The 16659-nt window shown below is 35.9% G+C and carries 13 protein-coding genes and 1 tRNA gene; 7 read left to right on the top strand and 7 right to left on the bottom strand.

The annotated features are described in order from the left end of the window. Nucleotides 1-275: 275 nt before the first annotated feature. The 3 genes from serS to JMA43_RS00805 form a co-directional block, all read right to left on the bottom strand. On the bottom strand, nt 276-1544 hold the full coding sequence (serS, locus tag JMA43_RS00795) for a serine--tRNA ligase (RefSeq protein WP_342153960.1): 1269 nt from the start codon (nt 1542-1544) through the stop codon (nt 276-278). Nucleotides 1545-1673: 129 nt separating this feature from the next. Beyond that, complete coding sequence (locus JMA43_RS00800; RefSeq protein WP_342155093.1) at nt 1674-3026, bottom strand: HTTM domain-containing protein; 1353 nt, start codon at nt 3024-3026, stop codon at nt 1674-1676. Further along, nucleotides 3016-3954: a bifunctional riboflavin kinase/FAD synthetase gene (locus JMA43_RS00805; RefSeq protein WP_342153962.1), complete on the bottom strand. Its 939-nt coding sequence runs from the start codon at nt 3952-3954 to the stop codon at nt 3016-3018. Before JMA43_RS00805 ends, JMA43_RS00800 begins: the two co-directional genes overlap by 11 nt. 124 nt (nt 3955-4078) lie before the next feature. On the opposite strand from JMA43_RS00805, the gene JMA43_RS00810 reads away from it, so the two are divergent. Continuing rightward, complete coding sequence (locus tag JMA43_RS00810; RefSeq protein ID WP_342153964.1) at nt 4079-7900, top strand: reprolysin-like metallopeptidase; 3822 nt, start codon at nt 4079-4081, stop codon at nt 7898-7900. 3 nt (nt 7901-7903) lie between these two features. Then, nucleotides 7904-8614, top strand: a complete 711-nt coding sequence (locus JMA43_RS00815) for a hypothetical protein (RefSeq protein ID WP_342153966.1) — start codon at nt 7904-7906, stop codon at nt 8612-8614. 36 nt (nt 8615-8650) lie between these two features. Here the strand turns inward: JMA43_RS00815 and pth are convergent, their stop codons facing one another. The 3 genes from pth to JMA43_RS00830 all read right to left on the bottom strand — a co-directional run bounded on the left by pth (nt 8651) and on the right by JMA43_RS00830 (nt 10929). Next, the gene (gene pth / locus JMA43_RS00820) at nt 8651-9217 is read right to left on the bottom strand and encodes an aminoacyl-tRNA hydrolase (protein ID WP_342153967.1); all 567 of its coding nucleotides are present in this window, start codon (nt 9215-9217) and stop codon (nt 8651-8653) included. A 144-nt stretch (nt 9218-9361) separates the two neighbouring features. Further along, nucleotides 9362-9967: a 50S ribosomal protein L25/general stress protein Ctc gene (locus tag JMA43_RS00825; RefSeq protein WP_342153969.1), complete on the bottom strand. Its 606-nt coding sequence runs from the start codon at nt 9965-9967 to the stop codon at nt 9362-9364. 20 nt (nt 9968-9987) lie between these two features. Beyond that, nucleotides 9988-10929, bottom strand: a complete 942-nt coding sequence (locus JMA43_RS00830) for a ribose-phosphate pyrophosphokinase (RefSeq protein WP_342153971.1) — start codon at nt 10927-10929, stop codon at nt 9988-9990. A gap of 175 nt (nt 10930-11104) precedes the next feature. Between JMA43_RS00830 and JMA43_RS00835 the strand changes: the two genes are divergently transcribed. Further along, a tRNA-Leu gene (locus JMA43_RS00835) sits at nt 11105-11186 on the top strand. A gap of 111 nt (nt 11187-11297) precedes the next feature. On the opposite strand, the gene JMA43_RS00840 is transcribed toward JMA43_RS00835, so the two are convergent. Then, complete coding sequence (locus JMA43_RS00840; RefSeq protein ID WP_342153973.1) at nt 11298-13442, bottom strand: carboxy terminal-processing peptidase; 2145 nt, start codon at nt 13440-13442, stop codon at nt 11298-11300. 408 nt (nt 13443-13850) lie between these two features. On the opposite strand from JMA43_RS00840, the gene surE reads away from it, so the two are divergent. From surE to JMA43_RS00860, 4 genes are read left to right on the top strand one after another with little or no spacing between them, the layout of a single operon-like run. Continuing rightward, complete coding sequence (surE, locus tag JMA43_RS00845; RefSeq protein ID WP_342153975.1) at nt 13851-14630, top strand: 5'/3'-nucleotidase SurE; 780 nt, start codon at nt 13851-13853, stop codon at nt 14628-14630. Further along, a complete protein-coding gene (locus JMA43_RS00850) occupies nt 14623-14904 on the top strand; it encodes a hypothetical protein (protein WP_342153977.1) in 282 nt (93 codons plus the stop codon). The genes surE and JMA43_RS00850 overlap by 8 nt, the downstream gene beginning before the upstream one ends. Before the next feature lie 16 nt (nt 14905-14920). After that, nucleotides 14921-16036: a lipid-A-disaccharide synthase gene (lpxB, locus tag JMA43_RS00855; RefSeq protein WP_342153979.1), complete on the top strand. Its 1116-nt coding sequence runs from the start codon at nt 14921-14923 to the stop codon at nt 16034-16036. Then, on the top strand, nt 16036-16635 hold the full coding sequence (locus tag JMA43_RS00860; RefSeq protein WP_342153981.1) for a C40 family peptidase: 600 nt from the start codon (nt 16036-16038) through the stop codon (nt 16633-16635). The genes lpxB and JMA43_RS00860 overlap by 1 nt, the downstream gene beginning before the upstream one ends. Nucleotides 16636-16659 lie beyond the last annotated feature (24 nt).

Here is a 16659-nt window from a genome sequence, read left to right on the forward strand (position 1 = left end):
TAAAGATACTCGAATTAAATGAAAATGCGAGAAATAAGTATTTTATCAAGAAGGTGAGATTCCTCCTCGTACCTCGTTCGGAATGACCGCATTTATGAAAGTTGTAAAAAAAACAAAGAGGCTGTCTAAAAAGTATTTTAAAAACGTCATTCTGAATTTATTTCAGAATCTCATCAAATTAGTTTTAGCTAGATGAGAAACTGAGTCAAGCTCAGTTTGACGAAAAATTAAACTTTTAAGACAGCCTCTTTATATAAAAAAATATAGTGTTTTACTTATGAAATCATATCAAAACCAGTGTATGGCACTAATACATCTGGAATTTTAATTCCGTCTGGCGTTTGGTAATTTTCCAAAATTCCTGCCAATACTCTTGGTAGCGCTAATGAACTTCCGTTCAATGTGTGCGCCAAAACGCTTTTCCCGTTTTCGTCTTTAAAACGTAGCTTTAAACGATTTGCTTGGTAGGTTTCAAAATTAGAAACCGAACTAATCTCCAACCAACGTTCTTGCGCTGTTGAATACACTTCAAAATCGTAGGTAAGCGCAGAAGTAAATCCTAAATCGCCACCACACAATCTTAAAATTCGATATGGTAATTTTAGTTCGCGTAAAATTTCTTTTATATGTGCCACCATACTATCCAAAGCCTCATACGATTTCTCTGGATGCTCAACACGCACAAGTTCAACTTTATCAAACTGATGCAAACGGTTTAATCCTCTTACATGAGCACCATAACTTCCAGCTTCGCGTCTAAAACAAGGCGTGTATCCTGTAATTTTAATTGGCAAATCGTTTTCAGAAACAATTTCATCTCTAAAAATGTTGGTAACTGGTACTTCAGCAGTTGGAATTAAATACAAATCGTCTGCAGTAACATGGTACATTTGCCCCTCTTTATCTGGCAATTGCCCTGTACCGTAACCAGAAGCTTCGTTCACCAAATGCGGCACTTGGTATTCGGTATAACCAGCATCTGTATTTTTATCTAAAAAGTAAGCTATCAAAGCGCGTTGTAAACGAGCTCCTTTACCTTTGTACACTGGAAATCCAGCGCCTGTAATTTTAGCTCCTAAATCGAAATCGATAATATCGTATTTCTTAGCGAGTTCCCAATGCGGTAAAGCATCACCAGCTAATTGTGGCACTTCTCCTTCTTTAAAAACTTCTTCGTTATCGTCTTCTGAATTACCAGCTGGAACGATTGCATTTGGAATATTCGGAATGCTATACAACAAACTTGTTAAGGCATCAGACTTGGCGTTTAATTGCTCAGAAAGTGTTTTAGACTCTTCTTTTAACTCACCTGTTTTTGCTTTTAACTCGTTAGCCTTATCTACTTCTCCACTTTTATAATAGCCTCCTATTTCTTTGGACAATTTATTTGACTCGGCCAATGTGTTATCTAATTGTGCCTGAAGCGCTCTTCGCTCTTCATCCAAGGAAAGTACTTCTTCAATAACTGAAGCTTCTACATTTCTTATCTGTAGGCGCTTAATTACTTCTTCCTTGTGGTCTCTAATAAACTGTACTTGAAGCATGATTCTTCGAATTAAATTAAAAAATGATTATAAATTGATATTGCTTCTGCAAAATCGAATGACAAATTTAAACGTTTACGGATGATTTAGAAATGTATTTCGCTATTTTATTTAGCGTTATTTCTTTGTTTACGACTTATTTCTCGAAGTTGAATTTAACGCTGTTTTTTCTTCATAAGGATAAATCCATTCTTCATGCGAAAAATAATGCCAAGGCTCGTTTGCAAGGTCTACTTCTGGTTTGATAAAAGCTTTGTATTCGCCTCCATTTACACGCACTTTACTCGACATTGCATACACACTTATTTGTTCGCCTTTTTCTTGATATTCCTTTTTTAAGCGCTGTGCAAATTGCCAAATCACATCGGGTTTGGTGGCTACAATTCGCTGTTGTTTTGACGTTAAATAATTACTGAGTTTTACAAAATGTTGCTTTCCTGTAGTGTGGTTTACAACTTTAAAAGTAATTATTCCCGACTTTCCTCTTAGCATCATTCGCCAACTTAAACGGTGTCCTTCTTCTGTCCAAAGTACATTGTCTTTTATCACCCAATGGCGAAGTGGCAAAGCTATCTGAATTAAAAAATAAATTCCTCCTACCCACAAAAGTGCATTTCTATACGAAGGCATTTCAACTTCATCTTCAGTATATAAAGGTTTCTTTTTCAAAAAGATATTTCTGATAGTTTTTGGCTGAAAAAAGAACAAACTAAAAGCCAACGACATATACGGAAAAATCCCAATTTGAAACACTACCGAGTTGAATAAATGAAAAAATATAGATGCGAAAAATGCCCACTTTCGGGTGCGTTTCCAAAGTAATAGCGGAACAATTAACAAATCAAACGCTATCCCAGAATAGGCAATAAAGAAATGAACCCATTCTTTTTGAAGCAAACCACCAATTAAAAAATAGTTTGCACGTGGTTGCATTAAATTTTTCACAACGGTTAAGTCGAGCCAATCTGGATACAACTTAGCAATTGAAGCATAGGTGTAAACTATCCAAACTTGAAGAATTATTAACCACTTACACCATTGTGGCATGTATATTTTTTTAAATGAAGGATTGCATTTGGCATCGAGTGAAAAATACCTGTTTGCAGGCAACACCAACATTAACAAGCACAACAAAAGCAATAAGTAATAATGATTGTTGTAAGAGCTTTTTTGCATAAAATATACCCCTGCCCACAGTATTGTAAAACCTGCCATGCTCCACTTATATTTGTAGCCAAGCATAACCAACAAACCAAAAACACCCATAATGGCAAAGTAAAAATACATACCATTTCCAGGTAGTGGCTGTAAAAAATCGAGACCGATAAAATTAAACGTAAACTTAGGTTCAACAAGTGCACGCCTTACCCAACCTGTGGCGATTGCTCCAAAGGCTTCTGCAGCAATTAAAAACCCAAAAATCGCTCTAAAAACTACAAGTCCGGCGTTATCAATTCGAGTAAAAAGAAATTTATTCAGCATCATACGTTGCAATCAAAGCTTGTGTTGCTTCTTTATCTTTTACAAGTTGCTTCTGCAAATCTTCGATAGAGTCAAAACGTTTTTCGTCTCGTAATCGATGTAACAATTCCACTCGGATTTCTTTTCCGTAAACATCTTCAGAAAAATCAAGGAAATGCACTTCGATTGATTTCTTACTTCCGTTTACGGTAGGATTAAATCCAATATTCATCATACCATAAATCTCTTTTCCGTTGTAAACACTTTTCACAACGTACACTCCAATTTTTGGAACCAATTTATAGCTCTCTTCAATTCTAATATTTGCAGTTGGAAAATCTATTTGCTTCCCTAAACCTTTACCAGTTGCAATAGTTCCTGTAAGCATATAATTGTATCCTAAAAAAGTATTTGCCGTATGAATATCGCCCGCTTCTAGGGCTTTTCTAATTTTTGTTGAACTTACCGAAACTTCGTTTATTTCTTCTACTGAAATTTGTTCAACTTCAAAATCATACTTTTCGCCAAAGGCAATTAAATTATCAATCGTTGCGGTACGGTTTCTTCCAAAACGATGATCGTATCCAATAATTACTTTTTTCGCTTTTATGCTGTCTACCAACACATCTTTTACATATTCTTCCGCAGTAAGTCTTGAAAATTCTTTGGTAAACGGATGGATAATTAATTGGTCTAAACCAGTTTTTTCTAGAATAGATATTTTCTCGTCGAGGGTATTTAATAATTTTAAGTCTGATGCTTGCTGAAGTACCATTCGAGGATGCGGGAAAAACGTCAAAATTGTCGATTTCAAATCGTTTGCTTTTGCATTGGCAACAATTTTATCGATAATTTTTTTGTGTCCTACATGCACACCATCAAAAGTTCCTACAGTTACTACCGTATAGTAACTTTCTTCTTTATCAAAAAGATTACGCTTTAAAATCACTTAAAAGCATTTAAATTAAACATCATTCACCACAAAATAACGAATTAAAAAGCGAATAATTCATTAAATTAAATATCGTATTTCTTAATTTTTTTAAAAAACAACCGTAAAATTGTCTATTTTTATGGCAATACATTACCAATCAATGAGAACGAGCATTAAGCTAATCCCACTTTTCCTCCTCCTATTTTTCTCTGTTTCAGTTTTTTCGCAAAGCGAAGCAGTGTGGACTGTTGCGTCTCAAACCAACAAACCTATTTCATTACAAAAAGAAAAAAGCATTTCGACCTATACTCTAGATTTCGAACATTTACAAAATCAGTTAAAAAACACTCCAAAAAGAGGAAACTTTTCATCTAAAAGTTCTGCTGTAACCATTGGTTTTCCTACGGAAGAAAATACAATTACCAATTTCAAGATTACCGAAACCAATGTATTCGCTCCAGATTTGGCAAAAAAATATCCTTCGATAAAATCGTATATGGGTGTTTCTACTGAAAACCCAAGCGAGAAGATTTATTTTTCGGTAGACCCGAGCGGATTTCACGGACTCATCCGAACTTCCAAAAACACCCATTACATTAATCCTTCCGAAGAAAAAAACACTTATTACCTAGCTGAAAAATCTGCTTTTACTACTACTGAATTTGAATGTAAAGTAGAAGAAGCTAGCAAAGAAACAATTTCAAAAAATAGCTATGCGCTACGCCCTGTTGACGACGGAATGCTGAGAACATACCGTATGGCGTTGGCTTGTACTGCCGAATATGCAAAATACCACACCGACCGCGCAGAAGTTTCTGACGGTACTGAACAACAAAAAAAGGCAGCGGTTCTTGCCGCCATGAACACTTCGATTACTCGAATAAATAGCGTGTACGAAAACGACCTTGCTATTAGTTTACAACTTATTGCCAATAACGACGATTTGATATTTTTGGATGCCGATACCGACGGACTTACCAATGGAAACGGACAAACCTTAATTAATGAAATTCAAGATGTAATTGATGCTGCTGTAGGTTTTTCTAACTACGACATCGGACATGTGTTTAGCACAAGCACAAGCGGTGGTGATGGAATTGCGCAACTTGCATCTGTTTGTACATCCAACAAAGCACGCGGGGTAACAGGCTACATCAACCCAATTGGCGATGTGTATGATATTGATTTTGTAGCCCACGAAATTGGTCACCAATTTGGAGCTACGCACACGTTTAACAATTCGTGTAGCTCAAACCGAAGTGGCGCTACCTCTGTAGAACCAGGAAGCGGGTCAACTATTATGGCGTACGCTGGGATTTGTCCGAGTAACGTTCAAGGAAATAGCGATGCTTATTTTCACGCCATTAGTATTTCTCAAATTTGGGATAATATTACCGAAGGAAGTAGCACCTGTGGCACCACATCTGCAATTAATAATACGGCTCCTGTAATTACCGAACTTACAGATTATACCATTCCTGCAGGAACTCCATTTGTGTTAAATGCAACTGTAACCGACAGTAACGATGATACGCTTACGTATACTTGGGAGCAACAAAACAATGAAGTTTCGGTGCAACCGCCTGTTGCAAATGCCACTAACGGACCATCTTTTAGGTCTTACCCTCCGTCTTTATCTTCAAAGAGATTTTTCCCAAGGGAAAGTGATATTTTAAACAACAACTTAGCGCCAACATGGGAAGTTATTCCAACAGTTTCAAGAACACTGAATTTCTCATTATTGGTAAGAGATAATAATGCTGAAGGCGGACAAATTGCACGAGGCGACTTATCGGTAACCACGGTAAAAACTAATACTCCTTTTGCAGTAACGTCGCAAACAGCGAATGAAACGCTACAAGGAGGCTCGGTTTACAAAGTAACTTGGGATGTGGGGGAAACCAATAAAATTCCGATTAGCACAAGTTTTGTTGATGTATGTTTGATACTAAATAACGACTTTGAAAACCCGATTATTCTTTCAGAAAAAACTAAAAATGACGGTTCAAAACAGGTTGTTATTCCTGGAGATATTACCACTTCGAATGCACGAATTATGGTAAAAGCTTCCGATAATATTTTCTTTGCTTTAAACCAAGCAACTTTAAGTATCGAAGCATCCGATTACGCTTTACTTTTTGATACCTTAGAATACAATATTTGTCAACCAAACACGCTTACCATTCCGTTTACATATCATAGTTATGGTACTTTTTCTGAACCCGTAACTTTTTCAGCAACAAACATTCCACCTGGATTGGTTGTAAACTTTAGTGAAACTACCGTTACTTCCAACGACACTGCTGTAAATGTAACTATCGACAATACCGAAAATTTAACCGTTGGTATCAACGACTTTACCATTGTAGCGACTTCCGAAGGTGGACAAATAAAAGAATACCCTATTGAATTATCGATTTTCTCGAACACTTTTGAGGCGATAAATATAACTTCGCCAACCAATGGAGCCACCGAGCAACCATTGCAAACCATTCTTACTTGGGACGAGTACACCAATGCAAATAGTTACGCTATTCAAATTTCAAAATCGTCTAACTTTAGTAATATTATTGTTGACGAAACTACAACGCTCACGCAATACCAACCCACCAATTTAGAAGAAACCACAACTTATTATTGGCGTATAAAACCCATAAACACTTGTGGTGAAGGAAATTTCACAAGCACATCTTCGTTCACTACAATTAATATTTCTTGTGAAAGTTATGTAAGCAACGCAACTTTATACATCTCGAGTGTGGGCACTTCAACAACCACATCCAACCTTACAATTACCGACAACGGTTCTTTAAGTAGCATTACCGTTGGTGTTGATATTACCCATTCTTGGCTTGAAGATTTATCAATTAGTTTAATTTCTCCTTCAGGTACGGTTGTTCCTTTAATTGCTGAACAATGTGGTGATAGAGATAATATTGTTGCGACTTTTAGTGACGACGGAAACAACATCTCATGCGCTACCACAACCCCTACACTTTCTGGAATTATTAAACCACAGCAAACACTGAGTATTTTGAGCGGGGAACCGATAAAAGGTACTTGGAAATTAAAAGTCGATGATGCAAATAATGACGATGGCGGAAGCATTAATTCATTTAGAATAAATCTTTGTGTGAATGGCGATTTGAGCACCGACACCGACAAAGACGGAGTTTTAGACGAAGACGACCTTTGTCCGAATACGCCAATTGGCGCTAAAGTTGATATCTACGGATGTGAAATTTTCAGTTTGCCAACCAACAATTACAGAATTAAATTAACAGACGAAAGTTGTATCAGCAGTAATAACGGAAGCATAACGATTGACGCTTCAGAAAACTACAACTATACAGCTACCCTTACAGGAAACGGCACTTTCACAACGCAAGACTTCAAAGCCTCCACAGAGTTTACCAACTTGAGTGCTGGCAGTTACCAACTCTGCTTCACCACCGATGCGAGTAGCACGTATCAGCAGTGTTTTGATGTTCAAATAAACGAACCTGAACCACTAAATGTAATCGCTAATAAAAGCAATAAAAATTCAGTTTCTTTAAACTTATCTGGGAGCGATGTTTACCTTATCGAACTAAATGGAATTCTCCAAAAAACCAATCGCGATTTTGTAGAACTCAACCTTAAAAAAGGAATAAACGCTTTAAAAGTTTATACTGAAAAAGATTGTCAGGGTATTTATCAGGAGCTCATTATTAGCAGTGGCGAAATGGCTATTTTTCCAAATCCTTTTATAGATGAACTTACAATTTATACGGATACGCCAAGTATAAAAAACAGCATCAGTATTTTTAATATTACAGGTGAAATGGTAAACTCGCAAACGCAAATAAGCGATGAAAACGGACACATAAAACTTTACCTTTCGAGCTTAACCAGCGGTTTGTATATGATGAATATTCAAAATGAAAACACCACCAAAACTTTTAAACTGTTAAAAAAATAAAGCATGTACACAAAGCATTCTATTTTATATATTTTATGTGCGCTCCTTTTTATACGATGCGGTGGCGGTGGAGATGACAGTCCGCCTCCTACGCCATTACCTCCAACTGTAGCTCAGCTTGTATTTCCGTTAGAAAATTCGGAGTGTACAGAAGGCGTTATCACAGACGCAAATAACAGTACTAGTACAATTACTTTTGAATGGCAACCGTCGGAAAATACAGACACATACCGACTTACCATAAGAAACCTGAACACCAATGCGACTGAAACTTTGACTAGCGAAACTACTTTTAGAGATGCCACTTTAAACAGAGGTGTTCCCTATTCTTGGTATATCACTTCTATCAATGCTGAAACTTTAGCTGAAACTCAAAGTGCCGTTTGGAAGTTTTACAACGCTGGTGAAGGTAGAACTACGTATCCGCCTTTTCCTGCCGACTTAAATGAGCCGATTTCAGGAAGTACGGTTTACACCACAAATGCCAATATTACCTTTACATGGAGTGCTTCGGATATTGATAATGACATTTCGAGTTATGAATTGTTTCTAGGTGATTCTAACCCTCCAAGTACAAGTATTGCAAACAGCATTATCAACACCAATTACACTTACGCAACTCCAGGAGCTGGCACTTATTTTTGGTTTGTAAAAACTACAGATGCGGAAGGAAATGTTTCTAACTCACAAGTTTCGCAATTTAAGGTAGAGTAAACTGATTTGATTGATTAAAACTAAGAGTATCGAAGATTAAGTATTATTAAAGGTATTCATAGTATTGTTTAGACCAGCTGTTCCAAAAGATTTTATCAATTCTTTTGAGCGTAGCAAGCGATCTTTCATTTGCGCATTTTCTTCGTCGTTCCATTTCCCAAGTACGTAATCTACTTGGCGACCTTTTGAAAATTCTGCTCCTACTCCAAATCTAAATCTTGGGTAATTTGTGGTTCCTAATTGTTGCTGAATATCTTTTAAGCCGTTATGTCCGCCATCGCTTCCTTTAGCTTTTACTCTTATTTTCCCGAACGGCAAGTTGATATCATCAGTAATAATTAAAATATTTTCTACTGAAATCTTTTCTTTAGTCATCCAATATTTTACTGCTTTACCGCTTAAATTCATATACGTACTAGGCTTTAAAAAAATAAAAGTACGTCCTTTAAATTTGTAGGTTGCTGTTGCTCCGAGCTTATTACTTTCAAAAGTTACATCTTCTTCCGAAGCAAAAAAATCGAGAATTTTAAATCCAATATTGTGTCGTGTTTCGTCGTATTCTTGACCAATATTTCCTAATCCTACTATTAAAAACTTCTTCATAGACTGTGTATCTTGAGTGGGGATTTTAACAAAAAAATGCTTTATTAATTGCAACATAGCTTGTGTATTCAACTTGTTGCAAAAATAAAAAAGCACCTCGAAAGGAGGTGCTTCTGTATGATAAAATTGAATAATTTACTTCAATTATTTACCTTTTGCTGCAGCTTTTTCTTCTTTAGCAGCCTCTTGAGCAGCTTTCATCGCAGCACGAGAGATTCTAACTTGACATACAACCGTGTTGTCTGGGTGCATAATCTTGTAATCATCATTTGCTAAAGCAGTAACGTATAATTTGTTACCAATTTCTAATTTAGAAACATCAGCATCGATATAATCTGGTAAGTTAGCAGGAATTGCTTTTACCTTTAATTTACGCTGATTGATACGTAAAACCCCACCGGCAATAACCCCTGGAGAGTTTCCTACTTTACGTACAGGGATTTCCATAGTTACTTCTTTATCATCAAATAACTGATAGAAATCGATGTGTAAAATAGCATCTGTTACAGGGTGAAATTGAATGTCCTGTAAAATTGCATTATACGTCTTTCCGTTATCTAATGAAATAACTACTGTGTGCGCATTTGGAGTGTAAACCAAATCTTTAAACGCTTTTTCATCAGCTGAAAAGTGTAATGGATTTTCCCCTCCGTATACTACGCAAGGTACCTGTCCAGCATTACGTAAGGCTTTAGTCGACGACTTACCCACGCTTTCTCTTTGAGATCCTTTAATTGTAATTGACTTCATTATAAAAAAATTAAAATAATTTACATTAAAAATTTAGAACTGATGGAAGTGTTGTGGTGTACGCGATGCATTACATCTGCAAAAAGATCGGCACAGCTTAACACTCTCACTTTATCACTCTTTTGCTTTGGCGGAATTGAATCGGTAACGATTAATTCTGTAAGCTGAGAGTTTTCAATTCTTTCGTATGCATTGCCCGAAAGTAATGCATGTGTACATATTGCTCTTACACTTTTAGCGCCACGCTCCATCATCAAATCGGCTGCTTTTGTAAGTGTACCAGCGGTATCAACCATATCATCAACCAAAACAACGTTCTTACCTGTTACATCTCCAATAAGCTCCATGTGGTCTATTACATTGGCTTTTTTACGCTGTTTGTAACAAATTACCACGTCCGAACCTAAAAACTTAGAGTAGGCATACGCTCTTTTAGAACCTCCCATATCTGGAGAGGCGATGGTTAAATTATCCAATTCAAGACTTTTTAAATACGGTAAGAAGATCGTAGATGCAAATAAATGATCTACTGGCTTCTCGAAAAATCCTTGAATTTGGTCGGCATGGAGATCCATAGTAATAATTCTGGTTGCTCCTGCAGACTCTAATAATTTAGCTACTAACTTTGCTCCTATCGGCACTCTTGGCTTGTCTTTTCTGTCTTGTCTAGCCCATCCAAAGTATGGCATTACTGCTGTAATATGTCTTGCTGATGCTCTTTTAGCAGCATCTAACATAAGTAGCATTTCCATTAAATTTTCTGAACTCGGGTTTGTAGAACCTATAATAAAAACACGCATTCCGCGGATAGATTCTTCAAATGACGGTTGAAACTCACCATCACTATACCTTGTAAAAGACACACTCCCCAGATCTGTTCCAAATGCTTTTGCAATTCTTTCTGCTAAATCTTGACTCTGAGTACAAGAAAAAATCTTTGGATCTGGCACCGAATAAGGCATTGTAATATCTTGTTTAATAGTTAATTATCGTTGTGTTGTGCAAAATGAGGTGCAAATTTAGAAATTTATTCTAACACTAAAAGCATTTTGTTACTATTTTTAGTTTGAAGATTAAAAATATTTTATAGTTTTGCATTCCGAAATTAATCATTTGTATTAATTTTAATGGCTACACGCTCGAGTGGCGGAATTGGTAGACGCGCTGGATTCAAAATCCAGTTCTTTCGGGAGTGTGGGTTCGATTCCCACCTCGAGTACTTAAAACCTCTGGAATCTTTTGATTTTAGAGGTTTTTTTTATTTTTTTGCTGACAGAAAAAAGGCCATCAAATTGATGACCTTTTCTTTGATATTAGTTTTTAAAACAAACTAGCCTTTTACATCGACTACCTTATTCTTCTTAATTGTATTTATTTTTAAATCTTCTAACACGTTAATAGCTTCTTCAATATAAACATCTTTAGAAAGACTCTCATGCCAACGTACTCGCTTTTCTTTTAAAATGGTGTCAGCCTCCATTTTTTTCATTTCGTATGGTAACGACTCGAAAGTAAGATTTGTTTTATAATCGGCAATTTTTTTGAAACGTTTCAGTATCTCTTCATCCTTTTCGATTTCAGCTTTATACTTATCAATATTTAACGGATACTCTTTATCTTCTTGTTGCTCTTTTACCCATTTGGCATTTTCGTCAATTAACTTTAATTGCTCGTTGTTTGCCATGCGCTCTTTGCTTCTTTCAATAGTTTCGTCATAATCAATATATCCAGCCCAATCTTTATACTGTACAGCTTCAATTTTATCCCAAGGCAACGGATTTTCTTGATCCTTTTCTCCCATATCTCTGTAGCTATACTTATCTGGAACTACAACATCGCTCTTCACGCCTTCTAATTGTGTTGAGCCACCATTAATACGGTAAAACTTTTGTGTGGTAACTTTAATTGCTCCAACATCTCCATAATCGTTATTCCCACGAATAAATTGGTTTAAGTCGATTACATTCTGAACTGTTCCTTTTCCATAAGTTTGCTTACTTCCTAAGATAATAGCTCTTTTGTAATCCTGCATTGCTGCTGCTAAAATTTCTGAAGCTGAAGCCGACAATTCATTTACAAGAATAACCAATGGACCATCCCATTGAATACGCTCATCGGTATCTTCTAAAACTTCTTTTTTTCTTCCAGTAGTTTTTACTTGCACTACAGGACCATCTTTAATGAATAATCCAGCAATATCAACTACTGTTTTTAAAGACCCTCCTCCGTTACTTCTTAAATCTACAATTAGACCTTCTGCCCCTGCTTTCTTAAGTTCTTCTATTTCTTTTGCAACATCTGTAGCTGCATTTCTATTATTATAATCATCAAAATCAATATAGAATTTAGGAAGGTTTATAACACCAAAAGTCCTGTTGTCTTTCTTTACAATAGATGATTTTGCATACGATTCTTCCAACTCAACCACATCACGTTCTAGCGCAACATCATCAACAGTCCCGTCAACACGTTTTACGGTTAAAATTACTTTCGACCCTTTTGGACCTTTTATCAATTTAACGGCATCTTCCAAACGCATTCCAACTACACTAACTGGTGTTTCGTTTTCTTGACCAACTTTCATAATCACGTCGCCAACTTCCAAAGTGTTAGCACGCCATGCTGGTCCTCCCGAGATGATTTCTATAATTTTTATATGGTCGCTCTTTTTTTGTAACCTAGCTCCAATTCCTTCAAATTTTCCAGACATACTCACATCAAAACGATCTTTATCGTCTGGTGCAAAATAAAATGTATGCGGATCAAATTCTTCAACAATTGAGTTCAAGTACACCGCAAACCAATCTTTGCGCTGCAAATCTTCCATAAACTCAAAATATTCTTCTAGTGTTTTAATTGTAGCCTCACGAGTTTGTTTTTCCAACTCAACAGGATCATCAGAATATTCATCATCTAGTGCATTTTCAGCATCTGCTATGGTGTCATTTTTGGCTTCCATCGCACTTACATAGCGCTCAATAGTAGAAAACTTCATTTGGTTTCTCCAACGCGCCCAAAGTTCTTCTTTATTTTTTGCATACGGAATCGCCTCATAATCTACATTAATCACTTCATCTTCATTGTAATTAAACGGCTTTTCTAAAACGTCTTTATACATTACAGACGCTTCATCCATACGTTGCATTAATCGGTCGTATGTCAAATTGAAAAATGTTAAATCAGAAGTCTTTATTTGATCATCAATAGCAGAACGATACTTCTTAAACTCATCTATATCGCTTTGTAAAAAATAACGTTTTAATGGATCTAAAGCATCTATGTAATTATCAAACACATGCTCAGAAAAATTATCATCTACGTCTTTTGGATCAAAATGGGCGTTTTCCAACACATATGAAATCAAGTCAAGGAGCATCTTGTCTTTGTCTGGATTATCAAATGTTTTATTGGTAAAACTACACGATGCCGCCGATACTAAAAGCACAGCCAACAGATACACTAATTTCCTTTTCATTTATAACTTCTTTATTCTAGATTTTAAATATTTTTACTTTTATGAGGCTCTTTATCAATTCAGCAGAAATGTACCACTGCTAAAAAGTATTAAGATACATAAAAAAATCATTTTATTAAACTTTTTCCCACAACAGAAAATCTGTAACGGATTGACTAAAGTAAGGAAAAAATCATGCCACAACACTACATCTACTCTAATATTTTGTTAAACTGAAATATTTTGATACTATTTTAAGAAATAAGCAAAAAAGCAACTTCTTTGAAAGCGTTAAAGTATCATTAACTTCGTTCTTTAAAGCAATATCAAAATTATAATTTGCTTATTTTAGCAATGAAATTTGTATCACTAACGTATCGAAACACACATTTATTTCGATAGTTTCCTGAAAAATAATCAGTTGTAATAATGAAGAAAAAACCCTTAATATTAGTTACGAATGACGACGGAATTACCGCCCCAGGTATTCGCGCCTTAATATCGGTAATGAATGAAATTGGAGATGTAATTGTTGTTGCTCCCGACAGTCCGCAAAGTGGCATGGGACATGCAATTACCGTAAACTCAACATTATATTGTAGTCCGATTACCATAAATCATGATGATGTACAACTAGAATATAGCTGTAGTGGTACGCCTGCCGATTGTGTAAAATTGGCCGTAAACGAAATTCTAAACAAAAAACCAGACATCTGCGTGAGCGGAATTAATCACGGTTCTAACTCGTCTATAAATGTAATTTACTCCGGCACGATGAGCGCGGCCGTTGAAGCTGGCGTCGAAGGAATTCCTGCTATTGGGTTTTCATTATGCGACTATTCTTGGGAAGCCGATTTTGATTCAGTAAAAAAATATGTAAAAACAATTACCGAAGGTGTCCTAAAAAACGGAATGCCGAAAGGAGTTGTCTTAAATGTTAATTTCCCGAAGCTAAAAGAAAACGAAATAAAAGGGATAAAAGTTTGCCGACAAGCCAATGCGCGTTGGGTGGAAGAATTTGACAAACGCACCAATCCAATGGGAAGAGAATATTATTGGCTTACCGGGAAATTTGTAAACCAAGATAAAGGCGAAGATACCGATGAATGGGCACTTGCAAACGGTTACGTTTCGCTTGTACCTGTGCAGTTTGACCTCACAGCTCACCACGCCATTCAAGATTTAAATACTTGGAATTTAAATGAATAAAAAAGAAATTCTTATAGGTTTTGCCGTTGGAATTATAGCAAACATTCTAGGAACCCTTTTATATATTTTAATATTTTCTGATTTAAGTATCTCAGAAAGTATTATCATTGCAAGAGAACAAGGCCATTTAGGAAGTTTAATCGCCTTAGGTGCACTGCTCAATTTAGCCGCTTTTTTTGGTTTTATAAAACTGAAAAGAGACTTACGCGCTAGAGGTGTACTTATTGCTACTTTTCTAACCGCTTTTATTATCTTGCTACTGAAAATTTTTTAAGAATAAAGCGTAACGGGTGAAGTATTACATTATTTCTGGAGAAGCATCGGGCGATTTACACGCTTCGAATCTCGTAAAAGAACTTGCAAAAATTGACACAAACGCATCTTTTAGAGGATGGGGAGGCGATTTAATGCAAGCTGCTGGAGTGGAATTGGTAAAACACTACAAAGAACAATCGTTTATGGGTTTTTTTGAGGTGGTTACTAACTTGCGAAAAATCTTCTCCAATATTTCATTCTGCAAAGAAGACATTGAAAAATTCAATCCCGACGTACTTATTTTTATCGATTATTCAGGTTTCAACCTTCGTATTGCCAAATGGGCAAAAGCGTTAAATTATCGAACTTTCTATTATGTTTCTCCACAAATTTGGGCTTCGAGAGAAGGCAGAATCGAAGTTATCAAAAGAGATATAGATGAAATGTTTGTGATACTTCCGTTTGAAAAAGATTTCTACGAAAACAAACATAACTATCCTGTTAATTTTGTGGGGCACCCATTATTAGATGCCATTGCCAATCGCAATCAAATAACACCAAACGAGTTTAGAAAGCAACACCAATTAGACGAGCGCGAAATTATTGCACTTCTTCCTGGAAGTAGAAAGCAAGAAATTACCAATATGCTCTCTATCATGCTTAGCATTGTAGACGATTTTAAAACCTACCAATTTGTAATTGCTGGAGCACCGAGTCAAGAATACAGCTTTTACGAACAATTTATTGGCAAAGCAAACGTTCATTTTGTAACTGGAAAAACCTACGATTTATTAAGCGTTTCTACAGCTGCACTGGTAACCAGCGGTACCGCCACGTTAGAAACTGCACTTTTTAAAGTTCCAGAAGTAGTTTGCTACAAAGGAAATTGGATAAGTTACCAAATTGCCAAACGAATTATCACCCTAAAGTACATCTCATTAGTAAATTTAATAATGGATAAGGAAGTTGTAAAAGAACTTATCCAAAACGAATTAAACACAAAAAATCTAAAAGCCGAACTCCAAAAAATTCTGAATCCAGAAGTAAGGGAACGTATTTTTTTAGATTATTTTGAGTTAGAAAAAAAATTAGGAGGAAAAGGCGCTAGCAAAAAAGCTGCGGAACTTATTTTCAAAAAACTATCAAACTAATGACGTACAAGCTACCCGTAAAAAACATTTATACGCTTACCATTATTTCTCTTTTTATGTTTTCCTGCGGAAGCAAAAAAAAAGCTATTTCCACCACAACTGAAGCTGCTGTTGAAAGAAACGAATCAGTAACCGAGAATCCATACAAAGTTACCGTAAAGGCAAACGAAAATTCTTCAAGAAAAAACAACAGAACAACAACTAGCACTGCCAGCAATGAAGCCAATGCCATTATTAAAACCGCACTTAATTACAGCGGTACTCCATACAAATATGGTGGCACTACCAAACATGGTATGGATTGCTCCGGACTCATTTATGTTTCGTTTAAAGAACATGAAATAGACCTCCAACGTGCTTCTTACATGATGGCTACACAAGGCAAAGAAATTAAACTTAAAGAAGTTGAAAAAGGCGATTTGTTATTTTTTACAACAGGCAGAAGTAAGAAAAAAATTAACCATGTTGGGCTCGTAGTAGATATCAAAGAAGATGATATTAAATTTATCCATTCAACAACTTCAAGAGGTGTACTTGTTTCTTCGTTAAGCGAAGGATATTGGAATTACGCCTTCCATCACGCGCGCAGAATTTTATAGCTACTCTCAAATAAATTTAGTATA

Source organism: Joostella sp. CR20 (assembly GCF_038433465.1).
Classification (GTDB): domain Bacteria; phylum Bacteroidota; class Bacteroidia; order Flavobacteriales; family Flavobacteriaceae; genus Galbibacter.

Excerpts from the sequence above, each read along its gene's own strand:
- JMA43_RS00800 (WP_342155093.1), bottom strand. The coding sequence starts at position 3,026 with ATGCTGAATAAATTTCTTTTTACTCGAATTGATAACGCCGGACTTGTA.
- serS (WP_342153960.1), bottom strand. The coding sequence starts at position 1,544 with ATGCTTCAAGTACAGTTTATTAGAGACCACAAGGAAGAAGTAATTAAG.
- JMA43_RS00825 (WP_342153969.1), bottom strand. The coding sequence starts at position 9,967 with ATGAAGTCAATTACAATTAAAGGATCTCAAAGAGAAAGCGTGGGTAAG.
- pth (WP_342153967.1), bottom strand. The coding sequence starts at position 9,217 with ATGAAGAAGTTTTTAATAGTAGGATTAGGAAATATTGGTCAAGAATAC.
- JMA43_RS00810 (WP_342153964.1), top strand. The coding sequence starts at position 4,079 with ATGGCAATACATTACCAATCAATGAGAACGAGCATTAAGCTAATCCCA.
- JMA43_RS00850 (WP_342153977.1), top strand. The coding sequence starts at position 14,623 with ATGAATAAAAAAGAAATTCTTATAGGTTTTGCCGTTGGAATTATAGCA.
- JMA43_RS00815 (WP_342153966.1), top strand. The coding sequence starts at position 7,904 with ATGTACACAAAGCATTCTATTTTATATATTTTATGTGCGCTCCTTTTT.
- JMA43_RS00860 (WP_342153981.1), top strand. The coding sequence starts at position 16,036 with ATGACGTACAAGCTACCCGTAAAAAACATTTATACGCTTACCATTATT.
- JMA43_RS00830 (WP_342153971.1), bottom strand. The coding sequence starts at position 10,929 with ATGCCTTATTCGGTGCCAGATCCAAAGATTTTTTCTTGTACTCAGAGT.
- surE (WP_342153975.1), top strand. The coding sequence starts at position 13,851 with ATGAAGAAAAAACCCTTAATATTAGTTACGAATGACGACGGAATTACC.
- JMA43_RS00840 (WP_342153973.1), bottom strand. The coding sequence starts at position 13,442 with ATGAAAAGGAAATTAGTGTATCTGTTGGCTGTGCTTTTAGTATCGGCG.